Origin of the sequence: Cryobacterium sp. TmT2-59, assembly GCF_004403545.1 — a bacterium.
GTDB lineage: Bacteria > Actinomycetota > Actinomycetes > Actinomycetales > Microbacteriaceae > Cryobacterium > Cryobacterium shii.
Genome location: NZ_SOGM01000100.1, coordinates 53742 through 73158, shown reverse-complemented (window position 1 = coordinate 73158; position 19417 = coordinate 53742). Strand labels below are relative to the sequence as shown.

Here is a 19417-nt window from a genome sequence, read left to right as displayed (position 1 = left end):
GGCGATCAGCCGAGTTCGACGCTTTCGACGATGTCGACGATCCACGCCTCGGGGTCGCTCATCACGCTGGACCCACTGGTGCTCCAGAGGCGGCGCATCTTCAGAAGCAGCTTCTCGGCTTCGAGCGGCGTGGCGAATTCGAGGTCGATCATGAGGAACTTCGGATCCGTCCGGGACCGCAGGATCGTGTAGCGGATGACGCCGGATGCCTTGCGGTCGGCGGGATCCAGGTCGAAGGCGCGCTTCCAACGGTCGTAGTCGGGCACGGGGTGTTGAATGCGAAGCAGGGTCATGATGCCTCCTCGACCAAGGAACGCGATCAGCGGGTATACCAAGGGTACGGCGGTCGGCCCGAACTGTCAGGCCTCAATATGGGGGACTTCAGCCCGCGCAGCTGCCGAGGGTCGTGAGCGATGCGCGGTTCAGGGTCAGGCTGCTCGACTGGAGGGTGAGTCGGGCCCGCTCCGGCGTGACCGTGACACCGGACAGGGTGACTCCGTCGGGCAGGTACGAGGCCACGCAGATCCGGACCGGCTTCTCGCCCATCACCTGGGAGAGCAGGTCGCCGACGTCGAAGCCGCCGGCGCCGGAGGTGATGCGGGCGCCGGTGGGCCTGAGCAGGACGGAGCCGGCGTCCACGGTCGGGCTGGCCGTGGCCCGGTAGTCGATCGGGAAGCCGAGCAGGTCGATGCTGCCGGTGTAGCTGACCTCGTCCTGCCCGAGTTCGAGGCCGGCGTCGGCCGCCCCGCTGAGCAGCGAGTCACTCAGCAGGGTGTTCAGGGCGGCCGGGCCGAGGTCGACGATGCCGCGCACGTCGCCCACGGGGCGGGAGCGGTCGAGCGGGACATCCGTCGCCACCACATGCACGGATGCCGGCACGCCGTCCACGCTCAGCGCCGAGGACTTCAGGTCGACCCGGTCGAAGCTGCCGGCCAGGTACTGCCAGATCACCGACAGCCCGCCGATGGACACGGACACGTCGCCGGTCACCGTCTTCGGCAGGTTCGAGGCGATCTCCTGCTTCACCTGGCGTTCGGCGTAGCCGCGCATCCCGGCGTCGACGAAGAAGAAGGCCGCGACCAGCCCGAGCAGGCTCAGACCGACCACGATCTGGGCGCCGAGGCCGCGGCGCCGTGTTCTCCTGGCACTCGCGTCCACGGTTACATGCGCTCCGGGGCGGCGACGCCGAGGAGGCCGAGGCCGTTGCGGATGACCTGGCCGGTGGCGTCGTTCAGCCACAGCCGGGTGCGGTGCAGGTCGGTGATCGGCTCGTCACCGAGCGGGATGACCCGGCAGTTGTCGTACCAGCGGTGGTAGTAGCCGGCGACCTCTTCGATGTACCGGGCGATGCGGTGTGGTTCCCGCAGTTCCGCGGCCTGGGCCACGACCCGCGGGTACTCCTGCAGCACGCCGAGAAGGGCCGACTCGCTCTCATGGGTGAGCAGCTCGGGCGCGAACGCCGTGCGTTCCACACCGGCGGCGGCCGCGTTGCGGGCCACCGAGCAGGTGCGGGCGTGGGCGTACTGCACGTAGAACACCGGGTTCTCGTTGGTGCGCTTTCCGAGCAGGTCGAGGTCGATGTCGAGCTGGGTGTCGCTGCTGGAGCGCACGAGGGAGTAACGCCCGGCGTCCACGCCGACGGCGTCGACGAGGTCGTCGAGGGTCACGATGGTGCCGGCCCGCTTGCTCATCCGCACCGGTTCGCCGTTGCGCAGCAGGTTGACCATCTGGCCGATCATGATCTGCAGGTTGACGCCGGGCACGTCACCGAACGCCTCGACCATCGCCATCATGCGGCCGACGTAACCGTGGTGGTCGGCGCCGAGCATGATCAGGTTTTGGTCGAAGCCGCGTTCGCGCTTGTCGAGGTAGTAGCCGAGGTCACCGGAGATGTAGGCCGGCTCCCCGTTCGAACGGATGATGACCCGGTCGCGGTCGTCTCCGAAGGTGGTCGTGCGCAGCCAGATGGCCCCGTCTTCTTCGAAGATATGGCCCTGTTCACGCAGCCGCTCGATCGCACGGTTGACCGCGCCGGACTCGTGCAGGGAGTCTTCGTGGAAGTACACGTCGAAGTCGACGCCGAAGCCGTGCAGCTTTTCCTTGATCTCGGTGAACATCAGGTCGACGCCGACGCTGCGAAAGACTTCCTGCTGCTCGTCGCGGGCCAGCACTGCGATGTCGCCCTCGTATTTCGCGACCACCTGGTCGGCGATGTCACCGATGTACGCTCCGCCGTAGCCGTCTTCCGGGGTGGCCTCGCCGTGGTAGCCGGCGAGGACGCTGCGGGCGAAGCGGTCGATCTGCGAGCCGTGGTCGTTGAAGTAGTACTCGCGCGTGACATCCGCGCCCTCGGCCTGCAGCACGCGGGCCAGGCTGTCGCCCACGGCCGCCCAGCGCACGCCGCCCATGTGGATGGGGCCGGTGGGGTTCGCCGAGACGAATTCGAGGTTGATCCTGATGCCGTCGTACAGGTGTCCGGTGCCGTAGGCGGGGCCGGCCTCGACGATGGTCCTGGCCAAGGCGCCGGCCGCGGCCGCCTCGAGACGGATGTTGATGAAGCCGGGTCCGGCCACGTCAACGGATGCGATGTCGGGAAGCTGCTCGAGGCCGGCGGCGAGTTCCGCGGCGATTTCACGCGGGCTGGCGCCGAGGGGTTTGGCGATCTTCATCGCGATGCTGGAGGCCCAGTCGCCGTGGTCGCGGTTCCTCGGCCGTTCCAGGGTGACGTCCGCCACGGTCAGGCCGAGGTCGGCCACCTCGGTTCCGGCCGCGCGTCGACGCTCGCTCAACTGGAGGATGAGGTCGAACAGGGATTGGGAAAGCTCAGCGGGAGTCACAAAGACCGATCTTACCCGGCGCGGTCCTGACCGGCCGGGTTGCGGGCATCCGTCTTGGTAAAGTCAACCCGTGAATGACTTTCTTGCGCCCACGTTCCGTCAGGAGCGGCGCCTGCGTGCCGGCCTGCTCCTCGCCGCCGGCACGGTCGCGCTGGTGGCGCTGACCGGTTGCTCCTCAGATTCCGCGCCGGCGAAGACCCCCGGAGCCACAGCCACGGCGTCGGCGACCGCGGCGGCGACCTCGACTCCTTCGGCTGCCCCGACGCCGACGCCGACCCCCTCTGGCACCCCGGTCACGCTCGCCTGCGACCAGGTGCTCACGCTCGACGATGTGTATGAGTTCAACCCGAACTACGGAACGGCGCCCGACTTCAAACCGGGCGGTGCTCTCGCTAAGAAGGCCGTCGAGTATGACGGACTCGCCTGCGGCCTGCTCAACCAGACCAGCGGCGAAATGATCGAGATCTCGGTGGCTCAGCCGAACGACGTGCTCCTGAACCAGCTCAAGAACACGGCCGCCTCCGCCGGGCAGATCGTGCCGACCTACGGCACCCCGCCCGCCGTGGAGGGCTACTTCGGCACCTCCGGCGGCAAGGGCGAGGTGCAGGTCTTCACAGAGACCTACTGGGTAACCTTGAGTTCGCCGGTATTCGGTGAGCCCGGTGACGCCGAGAAGGTCGTATCCGCGGCACTGGCCAACCTGCAGTAACCGGCTTGACCGGCTCGACCGCCGCCGAGTTCGACACTTTCGGTCGAGTTCGGGCGGCATGCCGGGCGGGCTCGGACGCATCCGTGGAACTCGATGCGGCACATCGGGCTCCGAGATGCTGATAACCTAGTGTTTTCCCTGGCCCCCATAGCTCAGGGGATAGAGCACTGCCCTCCGGAGGCAGGGGCGGCAGTTCGAATCTGCCTGGGGGCACATTGTGTCGTGTGACACGCTAGTTCGGACTTTTGCCACCTAGTTCGGACAACCGCGATCAAATCGGAACAACTTCGGCTTTGCAGGCCGCGCGTAGCCGCGCCATCGGCCCGCGACTTCCGCTGGAAGCCAAACCGATCACTCGATCGTTAGGTGCGTCAGATTCGCGCAGGGATCCAGTAGAGGCGCCGATGGCGAAGGTGGCGAGTAGCGCTTGATGGTAGCGGCAGTCCGGCGAGTTGGTGTGATATTTCGTGACATCGTGGACACTAAATCTCATCACTTCGCGGACGCTGAGTCTCATAGCTTCGTGCACAGCTACCGCCCTGGCTCACCGAGCACTGCGGGGAGATCGGCCGCCCTCCCACTCACCCGCCGGGCCTTTCCCGAGTGGTTAGGCTGGATTGCTGTTCTTTGTGCGATCACATCCCTACTCTGCGGCTTCGCGGTAGTGCCTGCGGAGGGACCGCTCTCTCCGACGGGGTGGCTGACAAGCGTCGCCCGGCTGGTGCCTGTCCTGTTCTACGTGCCGGCCGCGGAGTTACTGATGTCCAAACGAGGCCGCACCGACTGATGGTTCTAGCCACAATGGCCGTTTCGAGGGCTCCACAGAAACCCTTGGGAGCGTAACCATCAACGCCAATTGGTCGGGAAAGGTAACCGTGCGGGCAAGTTAAGATCCTGCACGATCTGGGGAATGCGTCGCTGGCCCACCAGATGGGTCCAGCGGCGTGCCGGGTAGGACAGTCGGACTATGAAGTAGTTGACGCGTTCCTGGTTCCCTCGCAACACCCAACCTGGCGGGCCGGCATCGGTGAGTTCTCAACCCGAAGCCGTGGCGTTTCTGGTCTGCCGATGACTAAGCGCTCAAGTTGCCGATGCGTTCCATCCACGTCTCGGGGATACCCAAAGCGGTGAACCCGGACTTGAAATACAAGCCGTGCGCATCATCGGTCGAGAGAGCGATGCGCCGCAGACCGAGCGGCTCGCACACTTCCAGGACTCCCGCGATGAGGACCCCGGCAATGCCGAGGCCGCGAACCTCGGGGTCGACGAACACATCGCAGAGCCATGCAAAAGTCACTCCATCCGTAATGACCCGGGCGTAGGCGACTTGCCTCTTCGATTCAGTGTCGTAGACGCCGAAGTTTCGTGAGCCGTCTATGGCTGCATCCTGCCTGGCACGTGACCTCCCGGGAGCCCAGTAAGACTGGCCGCTGATCCAGCGGTGCACCTGGTCACGGTCTATATCTGCAACGTCGGCTGAGAACCGATACTTCGAATCCATCCCCCCATCTAATCGGTATCAGGCGGACTGGGCCCGACCAATCGCCGGGCGGTGCCGAGTTTCACCGCAGAACCTTCAGTTCACCACCGATGCGGCTCAATTCCGGCAGCGGGAGGTAGTACGCGGACGTGTAGCGCGCGTGGTCGCCCATGAGAGCCCACACGGAGCCTCGCCGACGGCCAGGGTGCGGTTCCACCCTCGTGTGGTCCTGCCTGGCCAGCTCGGTGAGGATCCCCGAAACGACCTCCTCATGCGTGCAGAGAACGGTGCCGGTGCCGCGGGCGTCCTCAATGAGTTCCATTGCCCTGTCGATCGGCCCGTCGGACAGATGGGGAGAGACGTCCACTCGGAGAATTTCGCTGCGCGCAAGCGGTTCAACCGTTTCGATGCACCGCGCGGCGGGCGCGGAGAGAATCCGGTCAATTTCAAAAAACGCGCTAAGCGCCCGGAGCGAGAGCGCCATGGCCCTGCCCTCCGGCGCGAGGGGCCGGTCCTCCTCGGCCAGGCTCCACGTTTCTCGCGGCATCGCCGCGGCACCCCGCACAAGCAGCAGCATCCGCTCCTTGGCTGGAACGGGCGAGATGCCCAGATGCCCGGCCAGCATAAAGCCGAGGGCCAGGGCAACGGATCGTTCCCTCGCCTGTGTCAGCGTGCGCACGGCCACCGGCAGGGTGAGCCAGCGGGCGGCATCCACCTCGTCGTTGACCGTGAAGACACCGGCCTGGACTGTGGCGGCCCAGAAACGGACAGTCTTGACTCGCCGCCGTCGATCAAGGTAGACGATATTGGGCAGTTCCGCACCCGGCCGGCAGTCGAATCCGGTTTCCTCACGCACTTCGCGGAGAGCACAGTCCTGATCGGACTCGCCGGGTTCCGCTTTGCCTTTGGCGATCGACCAGTCGTCGCGGCTGCGCCGGTGCACAAGGAGGACCTCCAGATTGCCGTCCGGGCCGATGCGCCAGGGAAGGGCGCCCGAGGTCCTCGTCCACGTTCGATCCATCGTGCCTGAGCCGCTCATGGTCCTGTTCCAAATTCAGTTGACAACGGTGTCATACCAACCGCGGTCGGCAACGGCTTCACCAGCCGAGGGATGTCAGGCGCGTGCTGAATCCCGTCGAGCCGACTGTAGAGGCCGTTGGCGGCGACCAGCTCACGATGACTGCCTGTTTCGACGATCCGACCGTGGTCAAGAACGTGGATGACGTCCGCGCGACGGAGAGTGGAGAGCCGATGGGCGATCACAATCACGCTTCGGCCAATCATCAGCCGGTCGAGGCCCCGCATGACGTATTGTTCGGAGATCGCGTCCAAGCCCGACGTCGGCTCATCAAGGATCACGATAGGTGTGTCGCGAACCAGCGCACGGGCGATCGCGATGCGCTGGCGCTGGCCGCCGGACAGGCTCACCCCCCGCTCGGCCACGGGGGTGTCGTAGCCCAGCGGCAGCGTTCGGACGAATTCGTCGACGTTGGCAACCTCCGCGGCAGCGAGCACCTGCTCGCGAGTGGGGTGGTCCGCGCCGTAGGCGATGTTGTCGTAGATGGTGCCTCGAAACAGGATCGAGTCCTGCAGAACCATGGAGATCTGCTTCCGAACCGTCGCGAGCTGCAGGTCCCGGACGTCGATGCCATCCAGCAGAACGGACCCGTGGGTGACGTCGTACAGGCGCGGAATCAGACTGACAACCGTTGACTTTCCCGCGCCGGTCGGCCCGGCGATCGCGACCATCTGGCCGGGCTCAACCCGAAGGTTGATCGCGTGCAGAATCTCGGAACCGGCGTAGCCGAAGCTCACCTCCCTGAGCTCGACCGCGCCTTTCAGCCGCGGGGCCGGCCTGGCGCCGGGGCGGTCCACAATTGCCGGGGCCGTGCTGAGGATCTCGAGCAGCCGTTCTGCGCTCACCTGACCCCGGCTGATGACCGTGGTCAGCTTGGCCAGTTCCTTCATCGGATCGTAGAGCGCCTTTAAATAGGCGAGGAAGACCAGCAGCAAACCCAGCGTCATCGTGCCGTCCAGCACCCGGCCCACACCCACCCAGAGAACGAGGACTGTTCCGAGGACAACGATGACATCCACCAGTGGTGAGAGCGCCGATTGGAGTCTGACCAGCCGCAGGCCCGCGTTCATCCGTGCGATATTCCGATCCCGGAAGTCGGCCTCATGGCGCCCTTCGCTGGTTGATGACTGCATTGCCCGCACCGAGGAGAAGGTCTCCGTCATTGCTGACGCGATATCGCTGTCCTTGCTTCGTGCCGCCCGTGAGGCTGACTTCACTCGCGGCCGATAGACCAGCACCGTGGCGAACAGGAGTGGCGCGACGGCAAGCGCAATCAGTGCGAAGGCAGGGTCCACGACCAGACAGATGGTCGCGATGAAACCCAGAATCAGGACGTTGGGCACGAGCACCGCCATCATCGAGATGATCATGGTGCGCAGGTAGTCAACGTCCGTCGTCGTTCGAGTGACCAGGTCGCCCAGGCGTTGTTTGTCGTGGAAAGACAGCGACAATCGCTGAAGGTGGGCGAACACGTCAACCCGGATGCTGGCCGTGATCCTCTCCCCGACGCCATTCAACAGCCGTGACCCGAGGTAGCTGGCGCCGGCGTAGATCAGGGTGAACACCAGCAGCCCCGCGAGTGCGACGGTCAGCAGTTGCAGGCGGTCCATCCCTTCGGCGCCGAAGACCCGCAGCAGGGCGTTCTCCGGGGGCTTGCCCGAGGATTGGAGGACGTTGTCCACGACTACTTTCAAGGGCCAGGGCAACGCCACCTGCATGACCGCAGCCAGAATAACGAGGCCGACGCCCCCGGTCAACGCCCAGGCTCTCGGCGCCATGGAATGCCGGAACCGCCACAAGGGGATAAACACGAGGAGCCTCCTTCTTAGCAACCTGCCCACCCAGAACGAATAAAATGAGACTTCCTCCGCTCTGAAGTTATCCGGATCGTCCGGATCGTCCAACCCCGGCCCACATCGCCCGTGTAATGGCAATTCCCCGAGTGCTCCACAAGCACCCCGCCGACAGTGGGTCCCCGCTGAAGGTTCGAAATATGCGGCCCAAATTACACGCACGGATATCTCTGTCGTCGATACCCTGAACGCATGGACATCCAGGTCAGACGCTGGTACGCGGGCTCAGTCATGGCCTGGGCAGGGATCCTCATTCCGTGGTCGGCCCTCGTCGTTTCCTGTACTGTGCTGTTGGGTCGCGGTGCACACATGACGCTCCACTTCGAACCCACCGGGGAGGAACTCGCGGAAGCTCGGACGGGCAACCTGCTGATTCTTGGCGGCTCGATCGGCCTATTCGTCGGTGCGGGCTGGGCGCGCTTGATGCGCGTCCCGCTATGGGCCTGCATTCTGGTCGCCATCCCGGCGGCTCTGGTTGGGGGCCTCACCTTCTTCGCGGGAAACACACTTTTCCCGCAACTGAGCTACTTCCTGGCGGTACCAATTGCCGCTACTGCCCTCATTAGCGTTCTGATCCTCGCACGGCCCGTCCACCGTGCTCCTCTACCGCCTGAACCGAGATCATCGAACGCAACCCTCTCGTGAACCCGTGCAGATCCAGTCTCCGGATACCTCGAATCGTGTTCGGCAGCTGCCGTTAGTCGCTCACGGTGCGCTCGGGGCTGAGATCGCGGAGCATGACGAGCTCCCGCTGGCCACCCGGGAGCAGATCGCCGAGTTCGTCGGAGACGGTAAAACCGTTTCTTTCGTAGGCTCGTCGGGCTTCGACATTGTTCGGCCTCACGGACAGGGCCAGCGTCGCCGCGCCAGTGCTCGCTGCCCAGCGTGCGATCGCAGTAATGAGCGCAGTGGCGACACCACGACTGCGAACGGCGGGGTCGACCCACATTGAGATGAGCTCGGCGCGGCTGCCGCGGTCCGTGGCCGGGGTACCAGTGGCCATGCCGACAGGAGCGCTCCCGTCGACGTCGACGGCCAGGAGATTGATCGATCCCGGGATCGACAGGCGTTCACGCCAGCGGCCATCCGGCGCGTCTGCCCAGTCTTGCAGGCGTGAGCCAAAGGCGCCGGGCGCGTCGGTCAGCGCCGCGATCCGCACCGACCGCCAGGCCCGCCAGTCGTCGGCGGATACGGCGAGCAGCTCGATAGTCATGCCCCGACCATACCGACTGGTGCGACGGCGTGAGGAACGACAATCACGATGAGGCGCTTCGCGAGTGGGGCCGGCTCGATCTGGGGCGTGCCAGAGTCCGCGTCGAGCGGCTTAGCGTCGGGGTGCGATCTCAGGTGGCGGCCACTTCCAGGCGGTCAGGGCAATGGCGACGAGGAGTATCACTTCGATGAAGCTACCGAGGAAGTAGTAAAACCACGTTTCGCCGATGGTCGAACCGATGATGGTGATTATGTAGAGGACGCTAACGACGATGTTGACGGTCCGGTTGACTCGTGGTTTGAGCACGAGTGACAGGACCACCATCAGGGCCGGAAGCAGGATGTAGATCAGGGTGAAGATGAGGAATACCTGGTTGATCGCGAATCCCGTGGTCGCCACCTTGCCATCCAGCGCAGCGTTGAGAACATCAGCGCGGAGAAACCCGAAGATATCCACGTAGGCGAACACGAACAGTATCGCGATCCACAGAGCGCAGAGCACGAGTTTCACATCGACTTTGGTATCTCGGTACTGCCTGGTTGATGTCGTGGTCACGGGGATCTGATCCTCTCGTTGGGCACCACGGGCGGCGACGCCCGAAGAGTCGCCCCGAGGGTTGCCTCAAGGGCGGCCATCTGCATGGTCTCACAAGGACGAGTGCTCGGCGAGGGGACAAGGGTCCCGCCGTGGAGGTTTCAAACGGCCGGGGCGTAAGCCACTTATCCCGCATGGTGGCTGAACCTCCAGGCGCATCCGAAGGCTCGGGTCCAGCTCGCCGACGGGAAACGGCAGGTCGTCGCCCACGCCGCGACGGGAGCGGAGCGGGACCGGCTATGGGCCCGGTGGCGGTCGCTGGACAAGGACCTCGACGGGTACGCCCGTCGTAGGCCGACGGAGACGGCCGTGGAGGTCTTCGAACCGGTGACGTGAGCGACTCCCTTGGCGGACTAGGGCGTCCACCACGGCCGCAGCGGCAGGTCGACGTGTTGTACGTCTCCGTGGGTGACGATGAGGCCGGGGTTGTGCGTCGCGGTGGGTGACGATGGGGTTGTCGACGTCGGCGGCGTCATCGTGACGAGCAGCGATGGTCTCGGAGGAAGGCTCGGGCCGGGGTCGTCGCGTTGAGCCTGGCCGGGCTGGTCGGCGCGGTGACGGCGGCCGCCACATCGTCAACACGAGGTGGCCCCTTCCCCGGCCGGGTGTGGTAGTCAAGAGTTGCTGGCATGACCTTGTGGCAGCAGAATGGAGCCGGACGCGATGATCGTGGTCGCCTCGCCGGAGCAGGCCGAGGCCCTGCTCGACGCGGGGCAGCTGGGCTGTCCCGGTTGTCCCGGGGCGTTACGCCCGCACGGGTATGGCCGCATCCGCAGGGTGCGCAGCCTCGGCGAGGCACCGGTCACGGTGCGACCCCGCCGTGCCCGCTGCTTCTCCTGCGCGGCCACGCACGTGCTGCTGCCCGCCGGACTGGTTCTGCGCCGGGCAGACACGGCCCAGGTGATCGGCACGGCCCTGGCTGCGAAGGCCCGCGGCGACGGGCACCGCACGATCGCGGCCCAGCTGGGCCGCCCGGTCTCCACGGTGCGCCGCTGGCTGCGGCGGGCGCGGGAACCACACGCCGACTGGTTGCAGGAACAGGGCGTGCAGCACGCGTACCGTGCCGATCCTGACATCCTGAACCGCGACCTGGTCTGGCCGACTCCGCTCGGGGACGCACTGAATCTCCTCGCCGGCGCGGCGCTGGCCTGCCAGCAGCGTTGGGATTCCCCGCTGCCAGTGTGGACGCTGATCGGCATGTTCACCCGAGGCCGGCTCCTGCCCCCACCCTTGCGCACCTGAGATCCAGCGCTGGGGCGCTCTCGCGTGCCCGAACACCGCCGTCATCGTGACGACCACGACGATCCCCGCCGTCACCGCTGACGACCACCACGTCACCGTGCCGACCACACCCCCAAAACTCATCGTCAAACTGGATGAAGCCTCATCGTCATTCAACGTGACGGACAACAGGTCGACGCCGCCACCGGCATCCGGCTTGACCGCCAGCACCTGGTGAAGCTGGATCCCACCGGTCTCGAAGGCGAGCCTCGACCCAGCCATGTACAGGCCCCACACCTTCGCCGTGTGCAGCCCCACCTCGGCGACCGCCTCATCCCAGTGCTCGACCAGATTGGTGCACCAGTCGCGTAGTGTCATCGCGTAATGGGTGCGCAGGTTCTCCTCGTGCATCACCTCCAGCCCGACATCCTGCGCGGCGCTGATGATCTGGCCCGAGCCGGTGAGCTCGCCATCCGGGAACACGTAGCGGTCGATGAACCCGCGAGGGGACGCTTCGGATCGGTTGTCCGGCCGGGTGATGCAGTGGTTGAGCAACAGGCCGCCGGGACGCATCCGTGACTGCAAAAAATCGAAGTACGACGGATAGTTGCGCACACCGATGTGCTCGAGCAGCCCGATCGACGACACGGCGTCGAAACCGGTCTCTTGAATGTCTCGGTAGTCGCCGAACCGGACCTCGGCCAGACCTGTCAGGCCCTCTGCGGCGATGGCCCGCTGCACCCAGGCGGTCTGCTGTTCCGACAGCGTCACGCCGGTGGCCTCGACGCCTCGGCGAGCGGCATAGCGCACCATGCCGCCCCAGCCGCACCCGACGTCGAGCAGCCGATCACCGGGCGTCAGCCGCAGCTTCTCGACAACCAGCCGGCACTTGTTCTCCTGCGCCTCCTCCAGCGATGCGTCCGGGCGCGGGTAGCACGCGCAGGTGTAGGTCATCGACGGCCCGAGCACCCACTCATAGAAGGTATTCGACACGTCGTAATGGTGGTGGATGGCCTCGGCATCCCGGGTCTTGCTGTGCCGCAGTCCCCCCGGCGACGCGGCGCCAGCGCGGCGGCCCTTCCTGGGCGGGCGGCGCGATCGGGCGCAGGTTCTCCAGACCGATGGAACGGATGATGGTGGCCATCACTCGCGGCGGCGGCAGCTTGAAGACGAGGTCGCCGGCGAGGGCCCTGAGGAGTTCGTAGGGGTCGCCGGGGTGCACCCCGTGGACCTCGAGGTCCCCGGCGATGTACGCGCGGGCCAGGCCCAGGTCTCCACGGCCGGTTGCCAGATAGTAAGTACCCCGCGGCGTTCTCAGCTCCAGTCCGAGCGGGGCGTCGGGCGGGCCCGCCGAACTCCCGTCGTAGGCGGTGAATCGGAGTGGAAGCTGCCCGCCGGTGAGGATCTCCAGGATCTCGGAGAGGGTGAGTTTCCTCGTCTGGTTTCTCGGCACCGTGGACCAGAAGCCGACGTTGACGTAGGTCTCCTGTGGCCGGATCGGGTAGAGCGGCCAGCCGCTGTGGCCGCGTAACCGCAGAGGGCACAACCAGATCGGCTGGATCGGCACGGTGTCGAGAAACCAGCCGAGGAAGTCTGCACATCGCTCGATCGGCACCTCGACGTCCTGCACGACGCGTTCACGGGGCGGGCGGTCGTGGAGGCGCTCGATGCGATCACCGATGTGGAATCGTTGTTCGTAGCGCATCAGTTTCGAGTAGAAACCGCTGCTCCGAAGCGTGCGCGGCCAGAGCGCTCGGATGCGTGGCCGCTGGGCGCCGAACGCCTCCGAACACCAGAACCAGTCCGTGTCCCACCGCCACAGATAGTCGTGGATCGTGAGCCGGTCGTGCCTGATGCCGAAATCGTGTTGGATGGAGAGGTAGTAGATCTGTTGGCCGGTGTAGTCGCTCACCGGCCCGGGCGCCGCGGTCTGCGTGCCCACACAGAGGCAGCTCTCTTCGGCGCTGAACACCACTCCGTCGAGGTAGTCCACGCGAGCTCCGTCCAGCACACCGGTTGCGATGATGGCATCCGTCGCCGCGACCAGGTCAGCGAGCGCGTGGAACCGCAGATGCCGGAGCTCGACGAACGGCGCCACCGGCTCCAGCTCGATTCGAAAGCGCACCGCGTAGCCGAGGGTGCCATAAGAGTTCGGGAAGGCGCGGAAAAGGTCTGCGTGCTCGTCGGGCGAGGCGGTGACCTCTTCACCCGCACCGGTGAGGATGTCCATTTCCAGCACGGACTCGTGCGGCAAGCCGTTGCGGAACGAGGTCGACTCGATACCGAGGCCGGTGACCGCGCCGCCGAGGGTGATCGTCTTCAGCTGCGGCACGACCAGCGGCGCCAGCCCGTGAATCAGAGTCGCAGTGACGAGACTCTCGTAGGTGCACATGCCGCTCACGTCGGCCGTGCGCGCATCCGGGTCCACCGCGATCACTTCCGTCAAACCCGAGGTATCGAGGCCCCTGGCGTTCGGCTTCGTGCGTGACCGGAACAGGTTCGAGGTGGGCTTGGCGAGTCGAACGGACGCCGTCGGCGGCACCGCTCGATAGCTCTCCAGAAGGCGCTCCACGCCGGCAGCGTGAGCGGTGCGTCGATCGCGGAAGGGGACACGCGTTCAAGCTAGTCCTCCGTCAGTGCGGCCGCGCCGGCCGATTGAACTTTGGAACCGAATCAGGTATCCGTCGGGATCGGTGACGAGGAACTGACGCACACCGGCTTCCTGGTCGGCCATGCGGTACCACTTGGTCTCGGGCTGCATGAACAGCGAGACGTCGGCTTCGCGCAATGCCGCCAGGATCGGCTCGACGTCGGGCACGGCCACCTGAAAGTTGACGCCCCGTCCGTAAGGGACCTGGAGCGGCCCCGTGATCCAGCTTCTCCCGACGTCGGCCTGTTCGAGCATCAGGTGGGCCATTCCCAGGGTGATGTACGCGAAGCTTTCGTCCGGGCGGTCGTACCTAATCTCGAAGCCACAGAGCGCACACCAGAATCCGATGCTGGCTTTAATGTTCCGCACAAAAAGTTCCGGCACCAGCCCTGGGTCTATCCCGGTAGTCATCCAGTTATGGTGTCATGCCGTCCTGATCGCACGCGTTTTCTGCGACCCGGAGCTCGTCCGTGTCTCTGGCCGAGACCCGCGCCCACGACTTCCAATCGACAAGGCCTTGACAAGGGAAATTCTCAGGTAGGCGAAAAAACCGTTATCATTGCTAATGATACGTGTTACTCGACACGATCTGCTCTGCTCGCCAGAACCGTCGTGCAGAGCTGCACCATGCGGGAATCACATCTCTCGCGTCAACACCCTAAGGAGCCCCAGGTGGCATCGAAACCCGCTGCAGACATAATTAATAGTATTGGAGGGGCCGACAACATCGTCGGCTTCACCCACTGTGCCACCCGACTGCGTTTCACGCTGAAGGACGCATCGGGGATCGATCAAGCGGCCGTTGAGGCGATACCCCTGGTCTTGGGTGCGGTTCCGCAGACGGGCAACCGCTACCAGGTTGTCATCGGCGGAGCAGTCGAGACCGTTTACAACGACATTATGGCGCTTCCCGAGATGAAGAATCACGGCACGGGCGACAGCATTGCCGATGTGAAGGCCGCGGAGCGCGCGAAGGGCCCCCGCGGAAAATTCGCCGCGCTCGACACCTTCTTCGAGATCCTGTCCGACTCCTTCCGCCCGATCCTGGGCGCGCTGCTGGGCGCATCCCTGTTCATCACGTTCATGGCCTTGATGGCAACCCTCGGCGTCATTCCGGCCTGGAACGCCCCGGGCGTGACCCTCGACCCGTCCTGGCAGTTCATCAACCTGATGTGGCAGGGCGTTTTCGTCTTCCTGCCGCTCATGGTTGCCTACAACGCTTCCAAGCGGCTCGGCGCCGACCCCTGGGTCGGATTCGGAATCATGGCCGTCGTCATGTTGCCGGGCTTCGCCGCTCTGGGACAGACGGCAGGTGCAGAATCCGTCTTCGGCGGCCACGCATCCGTCGTTCAGATCTTCGGACTGCCGCTGACCGTCACAGACTACAGCTCGCAGGTTTTCCCGCCGCTGATGATGGCCGCTGTGCTCGGTCTACTGACGAAGGGTCTCAAGAAGATCATTCCGTCCAGCGTGCAGCTGATCTTCGTGCCGTTCCTCAGCATGCTGATCATGATCCCGCTGACCGCCTTCCTGATCGGCCCGATGGGCGTCTACGGCGGTGCCGGTCTCGGTAACTTCCTCAAGTCGATCAACGATTTCTCGCCGTTCATCTTCGCGGTTGTCATTCCGCTGGCCTACCCGTTCATGGTTCCGCTCGGCCTGCACTGGCCCCTGAACGCGATCATGCTTCTCAACATCCAGTCCCTCGGCTATGACTTCATCCAGGGCCCCATGGGTGCATGGAACTTCGCGTGCTTCGGCGCAACTGCCGGCGTGCTGTTCCTCGCCATCCGTGAAAAGGACCGCCTGATGAAGCAGACGGCAACGGGCGCGCTCGCGGCCGGCCTCCTCGGTGGCATCTCTGAACCGTCGCTCTACGGAATCCACCTGCGGTTCAAGCGCATCTACCCGCGCATGCTCGTCGGTTGCCTCGTCGGTGGCGTCATCATCGGCCTCGGCGGTGGCGTGAAGACAAGCGCATTCGTCTTCACCTCGCTGTTGACCATCCCCGCGTTCGACAACATCCCGCTCTATGCGGGTGCCGTCGCTGCATCCTTCATCACCGCGATGGTCCTCGTGATCATCTCCGGCTACAAGACTCCCGAGCAGAAGGCGGAAGCTTCCGCTGCGATCGCCCTGGCCGCTGAGTCGAATGAAGACGCGGCATTTGCCTCGAACGCTGCAGCACCGGTTGTTGCCGGTGGCACCGGCACGGCGACCGCAGTCGCCACCCTGCTGGCAACGATCGGTTCACCGGTCGCCGGTATCGTGGTTCCGCTCGCCGACGTTCCCGACCCCGTGTTCAGCAAGGGCATCGTCGGAATCGGAGTCGGAGTGGATCCGACCGAGGACACCGTCTATGCACCCGCTGCGGGCAAGGTCGTCGTCGCTCAGCCGACCGGTCACGCTTTCGGCCTGCTGCTCGACAGCGGTGTGGAACTGCTCATTCACGTGGGCATCGACACCGTGAACTTGGCCGGCAAGGGATTCGACGTGAAGGTAGCCGCGGGGGACCGGGTTGAGGCGGGCACTCCGCTGGTGACCTTCGACCGCAAGGTGATCGAGGATGCCGGCTACTCGCTGGTGACCCCGGTCCTGGTGACGAACCCCCGCAAGTTCGGCTCGATCGACGAGGTATCCTCTGGTCAGGTGACGGCCGGAGCCCCGCTCATCACGGTCGCTGCCAAGTAAGACAACTCAGTAGGACACCCCCAGTCAAAAGGTGGGCAGAGAATTCTCTGCCCACCTTTTGCTGTCTAGACCGGCGGTGGTTCCGCGACAGGCGCTTCAGACTCAAGCCCACGGATGAATGTGGCCGGCTCGGTCAGGAACGGCCGCCCGCGCCTGTGGATTTTCTCTCCGACTATCCTTTGTAGGGAGCGGCCGCCAGAATCTCGATCTGAATGCCGGCTCTGGCCGGGGTGTCGTAGGTGACGATGTCGCCGACCCGGCTTCCGATGATGGCCTGGCCGACCGGGGACGACGGGGAGTAGACATCGACTCCCACGTTAGGGTCGAGTGCAACGAGTTCCCGTTGGCCGAGAAGAAAGACCGTGGCGCGGGTGTCCCCGGAGATCATCGCCGTGATCCTCATCCCGGGTTCCACCAGGCCGTCATCCGGTTTGATCGAGGCTTCTGCCTGACTGAGGGTCTTGCGCAGTTCGCGCACCCGCTCGAGGGTGGCGCGGTCGGGATTGGGGTGGGTGGCCAGGCGCGCGAGTTCCTCCGTCAAGTGAGCGAGCGCGTTGGGTGGTATCCAGACTGATTCGGCGGTCATGGGTTGCTCCGTAACTTCGAACTTCGCGAACGGCCATTGCTCCGCGCAATGATGAATGCAACAGGCTACTCGCGTGAGGCGTGATCCAGGCGGAATCGGCCTGAGTGGGCGTGTTCGTTCACGCACGCCGTTGGGCCGCAGCACCCCTGTCGGGTCCGCCGAGCCGTGAGCAGATCTCCTTAAAGCTTAAGAGAAGGGGGCGAAAGTCACGGCTCGGCGGAGATTTGGCTCAGGTCGACCAGAGGCCGGGCACGACGACCACCAGGCGGCATCGCGGACAGCGATGACAGGACTCGAGCCCCTCGGCGGTGTCCACGCCGTCCTCCGTCATCTCGACGCCGCAGGCGGGACAGGCCAGCCCATCACCGTCGAACCCGATTTCTGTCATCCATCCAGTGTGCGCCACTCCGCTGTGCCGGACGCGCGGGCTTTTGCTCGCGGCGGTGTCACGGCGCACCTTATGGGCGCCGGCGCACGTTCTATGCTGCGCCGGCGTCCACAGGGTGCGCCGCGAACCTGGCTCCGCCGGGACGCTCGCCACCCGGTAGACCTCCCAGCCGGTCGCGTCGAGCTCGGACAGCTTCTCCGCGGTGATGGGCTCACCGAAGGGCATCCCGGCCTCCGCGAACGACGGGCCAGGCCAGGGGCAGACGGCGCGCCATCCGTCATGGTAGATCGCCCGGTGGCCGAGCATCTCGAAGTACTGGGTGTGGTGCCGGGTGGGCGCCGACTGGTCGTTGAGCGTGTCGACGAAACTCACCCCCTGCAGGGGCGACTGGGTGACGCCCCTGCTGGTGGCCGGGGGCTTGACCTCGAGCAGGTCGAGCAGGGTGGGGACCATGTCCTCCGGGGTCTTCGGCGGGTCGACCTGGTGGTTGTCGTAGACCAGGTCTGGGTACCACTGACTGGTATCGCCGCCCAGGAAGCCGTAGAAACGTTCGAACCCCCGGGCAAGCGGCCACCGGGTGTACGGACCGGCGGCGGTCTCCTGGTTGCTCGGCGTCAGGTGCCATTTGCCCACCATGAAGGTGTTGTAGCCCTGCTCGAGCAGCATTTCGGAGAGGAATCCGTTCTCGAACGGGATGACCCCGTCGTAGCCGGGGTACCCCGAGGCGAGCTCGGTGATCGCGGCCATGCCGTTGCTGTGGTGGTTGCGCCCGGTGACGATGCACGAACGGCTCGGCGAGCACAGCGCCGTCGTGTGCATGTTGTTGTACCGCACCCCGGATGCCGCGAGGGCGTCGAAGTTCGGTGTGGCGATCGGGCCGCCGTAGCAGCCGAGCTGGCCATAGCCGGTGTCGTCCAGCACGATGGTCAGCACGTTCGGGGCATCTTTCTTCGCCCGGATGGGCGCCGGCCAGGCCGGACTCGACTCGTCGGTCGTTCGGCCGATCACGCCGGGGAACGGCGTTCCGGGCTCGTATTCCACAATTCCCATGACATCCTCCAGGTCGCTCGAGACCAGGCGCGGCGCCAAGACTGAGACATCTAGCAGGGTTGCACGCGGGGAAAAGGTGTCAAGTGGTTACGGCGCTTCTGGACCGGCGGCGGCCTCGTCCCCTTAGGCCGCTCGGATGAGCATCCTTGCCGGCGTCTTCGTCGCCCTCGCCGCCATCCTGCACGGCTACATCTTCCTGATGGAGAGCGTCTGGTGGACCAGACCGGCCACCTGGAAACGCTTCAACTTGACCAGCCAGGCGGATGCCGACACCACCCGTTCCCTGGCCTACAACCAGGGCTTCTACAATCTGTTCCTCGGCGTGGGTGCGGCCATCGGCCTGGTCCTGTACTTCAGCGGCGAGACTGCCGCCGGCGCAGCCCTGATCCTCTTCACGACCGGCGCGATGGTGCTCGCGGCCACCGTGCTCACCACGACCGGACCCGGCTACCTACGGGCGGCGCTCATCCAGGGCACGCTGCCGCTGATCGGATTCGTGCTGTTCGCGTTGGCGCGCTGAAACCGGCCCCGCGCTCCCCGGCGCGCGCCGAGTTCGCCCGTTCCGGTCGAGTTCGCCTCGCACGCCGGTCGAACTCGACCGCAAGTGTCGAACTCGGCGGGGCTCGCAAGCGAGCCGGGGTACTGAGCGAGCCTGTCAGCCGGCGAGCACCCCGTAGAGCAGCGGCGAGAAGCAGGCCACGAAGACCACCGCGTTGACGATCACGCTCCCCCAGAATGCGGAGCGGAAACTGGCCTTCTGGGTCTTGTGGCGCAGCGTCTGCTGAGCGACGATCGCGCCGGGCCAGCCGCCGGCCAGCCCCAGCAGGAGCAGAGTGCTCTCCGAGACCCGCCAGCGGCCGTTCTGTGCGGCGGACTTGTCCACCGCGTAGAAGACGAAGCAGGCGACGCTCACGACGAGGTAGAGCCCGGCGACCCAGAGCGGCACCGGCCGGTACAGGCCGACGACCAGGTAGATCGCCAGGAACGCGGGGATGGCGAGGTAGGAGACGGCTCCGGAGTTGGCGCGGGAGCGCATCCGTCGCCGCCTGGTCTGCATGGTTCGATTC

The 19417-nt window shown here is 65.5% G+C and carries 19 protein-coding genes and 1 tRNA gene; 6 read left to right on the top strand and 14 right to left on the bottom strand.

All coding sequences use genetic code 11. The features are described from left to right. Nucleotides 1-5: 5 nt before the first annotated feature. The 3 genes from E3T24_RS15865 to argS form a co-directional block, all read right to left on the bottom strand. Complete coding sequence (locus E3T24_RS15865; RefSeq protein ID WP_134367639.1) at nucleotides 6-293, bottom strand: hypothetical protein; 288 nt, start codon at nucleotides 291-293, stop codon at nucleotides 6-8. An 88-nt stretch (nucleotides 294-381) separates the two neighbouring features. After that, nucleotides 382-1158, bottom strand: coding sequence for a DUF2993 domain-containing protein (locus E3T24_RS15860; RefSeq protein WP_134367637.1), 777 nt, complete (start codon nucleotides 1156-1158; stop codon nucleotides 382-384). Between the two features lie 2 nt (nucleotides 1159-1160). Then, nucleotides 1161-2837 (bottom strand): arginine--tRNA ligase, encoded by a 1677-nt coding sequence (gene argS / locus E3T24_RS15855; RefSeq protein WP_134367635.1) that lies wholly within the window; start codon nucleotides 2835-2837, stop codon nucleotides 1161-1163. A gap of 70 nt (nucleotides 2838-2907) precedes the next feature. On the opposite strand from argS, the gene E3T24_RS17485 reads away from it, so the two are divergent. Together E3T24_RS17485 and E3T24_RS15850 are read left to right on the top strand one after the other, a co-directional pair. Further along, nucleotides 2908-3546 carry an iron ABC transporter ATP-binding protein gene (locus tag E3T24_RS17485; RefSeq protein ID WP_166787088.1) on the top strand — a complete coding sequence of 213 codons (639 nt, stop codon included), beginning with the start codon at nucleotides 2908-2910 and terminating at the stop codon, nucleotides 3544-3546. A 141-nt stretch (nucleotides 3547-3687) separates the two neighbouring features. Further along, a tRNA-Arg gene (locus E3T24_RS15850) sits at nucleotides 3688-3759 on the top strand. 859 nt (nucleotides 3760-4618) lie between these two features. Here the strand turns inward: E3T24_RS15850 and E3T24_RS15845 are convergent. The 3 genes from E3T24_RS15845 to E3T24_RS15835 all read right to left on the bottom strand — a co-directional run bounded on the left by E3T24_RS15845 (nucleotide 4619) and on the right by E3T24_RS15835 (nucleotide 7915). Then, nucleotides 4619-5047, bottom strand: a complete 429-nt coding sequence (locus E3T24_RS15845) for a GNAT family N-acetyltransferase (RefSeq protein ID WP_134368140.1) — start codon at nucleotides 5045-5047, stop codon at nucleotides 4619-4621. Between the two features lie 61 nt (nucleotides 5048-5108). Continuing rightward, complete coding sequence (locus E3T24_RS15840; RefSeq protein WP_134368141.1) at nucleotides 5109-6065, bottom strand: NUDIX domain-containing protein; 957 nt, start codon at nucleotides 6063-6065, stop codon at nucleotides 5109-5111. Next, nucleotides 6062-7915, bottom strand: a complete 1854-nt coding sequence (locus E3T24_RS15835; RefSeq protein ID WP_134368142.1) for an ABC transporter ATP-binding protein — start codon at nucleotides 7913-7915, stop codon at nucleotides 6062-6064. Before E3T24_RS15835 ends, E3T24_RS15840 begins: the two co-directional genes overlap by 4 nt. A 234-nt stretch (nucleotides 7916-8149) precedes the next feature. Between E3T24_RS15835 and E3T24_RS15830 the strand changes: the two genes are divergently transcribed. After that, nucleotides 8150-8602 (top strand): hypothetical protein, encoded by a 453-nt coding sequence (locus tag E3T24_RS15830; RefSeq protein ID WP_134402606.1) that lies wholly within the window; start codon nucleotides 8150-8152, stop codon nucleotides 8600-8602. Between the two features lie 52 nt (nucleotides 8603-8654). Here the strand turns inward: E3T24_RS15830 and E3T24_RS15825 are convergent, their stop codons facing one another. Together E3T24_RS15825 and E3T24_RS15820 are read right to left on the bottom strand one after the other, a co-directional pair. Then, nucleotides 8655-9170, bottom strand: coding sequence for a GNAT family N-acetyltransferase (locus tag E3T24_RS15825; RefSeq protein ID WP_134368144.1), 516 nt, complete (start codon nucleotides 9168-9170; stop codon nucleotides 8655-8657). A gap of 111 nt (nucleotides 9171-9281) precedes the next feature. Then, the gene (locus E3T24_RS15820; protein ID WP_241975851.1) at nucleotides 9282-9725 is read right to left on the bottom strand and encodes a DUF6326 family protein; all 444 of its coding nucleotides are present in this window, start codon (nucleotides 9723-9725) and stop codon (nucleotides 9282-9284) included. A 180-nt stretch (nucleotides 9726-9905) separates the two neighbouring features. Between E3T24_RS15820 and E3T24_RS15815 the strand changes: the two genes are divergently transcribed. Then, nucleotides 9906-10100 (top strand): nitroreductase/quinone reductase family protein, encoded by a 195-nt coding sequence (locus tag E3T24_RS15815; protein ID WP_134368187.1) that lies wholly within the window; start codon nucleotides 9906-9908, stop codon nucleotides 10098-10100. Between the two features lie 408 nt (nucleotides 10101-10508). Here the strand turns inward: E3T24_RS15815 and E3T24_RS18130 are convergent, their stop codons facing one another. Genes E3T24_RS18130 through E3T24_RS15800 form a run of 3 tightly spaced genes read right to left on the bottom strand, consistent with a single transcriptional unit; the run spans nucleotide 10509 to nucleotide 14046 of the window. Beyond that, the gene (locus E3T24_RS18130; protein WP_241978720.1) at nucleotides 10509-11978 is read right to left on the bottom strand and encodes a class I SAM-dependent methyltransferase; all 1470 of its coding nucleotides are present in this window, start codon (nucleotides 11976-11978) and stop codon (nucleotides 10509-10511) included. Next, complete coding sequence (locus E3T24_RS17565; RefSeq protein ID WP_241978719.1) at nucleotides 11959-13557, bottom strand: FAD-binding oxidoreductase; 1599 nt, start codon at nucleotides 13555-13557, stop codon at nucleotides 11959-11961. The genes E3T24_RS18130 and E3T24_RS17565 overlap by 20 nt, the downstream gene beginning before the upstream one ends. A 45-nt stretch (nucleotides 13558-13602) precedes the next feature. Next, nucleotides 13603-14046, bottom strand: coding sequence for a VOC family protein (locus E3T24_RS15800; protein WP_134402608.1), 444 nt, complete (start codon nucleotides 14044-14046; stop codon nucleotides 13603-13605). 261 nt (nucleotides 14047-14307) lie between these two features. On the opposite strand from E3T24_RS15800, the gene E3T24_RS15795 reads away from it, so the two are divergent. After that, entirely contained in the window at nucleotides 14308-16326 is a 2019-nt protein-coding gene (locus tag E3T24_RS15795; RefSeq protein WP_198416058.1) for a glucose PTS transporter subunit IIA, read from the top strand. A gap of 172 nt (nucleotides 16327-16498) precedes the next feature. Here E3T24_RS15795 and E3T24_RS15790 read toward each other — a convergent pair whose 3' ends face one another. Further along, entirely contained in the window at nucleotides 16499-16912 is a 414-nt protein-coding gene (locus E3T24_RS15790; protein WP_134368148.1) for a GreA/GreB family elongation factor, read from the bottom strand. Between the two features lie 229 nt (nucleotides 16913-17141). Then, nucleotides 17142-18350 (bottom strand): sulfatase-like hydrolase/transferase, encoded by a 1209-nt coding sequence (locus tag E3T24_RS15785; RefSeq protein WP_134368149.1) that lies wholly within the window; start codon nucleotides 18348-18350, stop codon nucleotides 17142-17144. Nucleotides 18351-18486: 136 nt separating this feature from the next. Between E3T24_RS15785 and E3T24_RS15780 the strand changes: the two genes are divergently transcribed. Continuing rightward, on the top strand, nucleotides 18487-18870 hold the full coding sequence (locus tag E3T24_RS15780) for a DUF1304 domain-containing protein (RefSeq protein ID WP_134368150.1): 384 nt from the start codon (nucleotides 18487-18489) through the stop codon (nucleotides 18868-18870). Nucleotides 18871-19005: 135 nt separating this feature from the next. On the opposite strand, the gene E3T24_RS15775 is transcribed toward E3T24_RS15780, so the two are convergent. Beyond that, nucleotides 19006-19407, bottom strand: coding sequence for a DUF1294 domain-containing protein (locus E3T24_RS15775; RefSeq protein WP_134402609.1), 402 nt, complete (start codon nucleotides 19405-19407; stop codon nucleotides 19006-19008). Between the last annotated feature and the right edge of the window lie 10 nt (nucleotides 19408-19417).

Excerpts from the sequence above, each read along its gene's own strand:
- E3T24_RS15865 (WP_134367639.1), bottom strand. The coding sequence starts at position 293 with ATGACCCTGCTTCGCATTCAACACCCCGTGCCCGACTACGACCGTTGG.
- E3T24_RS15845 (WP_134368140.1), bottom strand. The coding sequence starts at position 5,047 with ATGGATTCGAAGTATCGGTTCTCAGCCGACGTTGCAGATATAGACCGT.
- E3T24_RS15840 (WP_134368141.1), bottom strand. The coding sequence starts at position 6,065 with ATGAGCGGCTCAGGCACGATGGATCGAACGTGGACGAGGACCTCGGGC.
- E3T24_RS15830 (WP_134402606.1), top strand. The coding sequence starts at position 8,150 with ATGGACATCCAGGTCAGACGCTGGTACGCGGGCTCAGTCATGGCCTGG.
- E3T24_RS15825 (WP_134368144.1), bottom strand. The coding sequence starts at position 9,170 with ATGACTATCGAGCTGCTCGCCGTATCCGCCGACGACTGGCGGGCCTGG.
- E3T24_RS15800 (WP_134402608.1), bottom strand. The coding sequence starts at position 14,046 with ATGACTACCGGGATAGACCCAGGGCTGGTGCCGGAACTTTTTGTGCGG.
- E3T24_RS15790 (WP_134368148.1), bottom strand. The coding sequence starts at position 16,912 with ATGACCGCCGAATCAGTCTGGATACCACCCAACGCGCTCGCTCACTTG.
- E3T24_RS15785 (WP_134368149.1), bottom strand. The coding sequence starts at position 18,350 with ATGGGAATTGTGGAATACGAGCCCGGAACGCCGTTCCCCGGCGTGATC.
- E3T24_RS15780 (WP_134368150.1), top strand. The coding sequence starts at position 18,487 with ATGAGCATCCTTGCCGGCGTCTTCGTCGCCCTCGCCGCCATCCTGCAC.
- E3T24_RS15775 (WP_134402609.1), bottom strand. The coding sequence starts at position 19,407 with ATGCAGACCAGGCGGCGACGGATGCGCTCCCGCGCCAACTCCGGAGCC.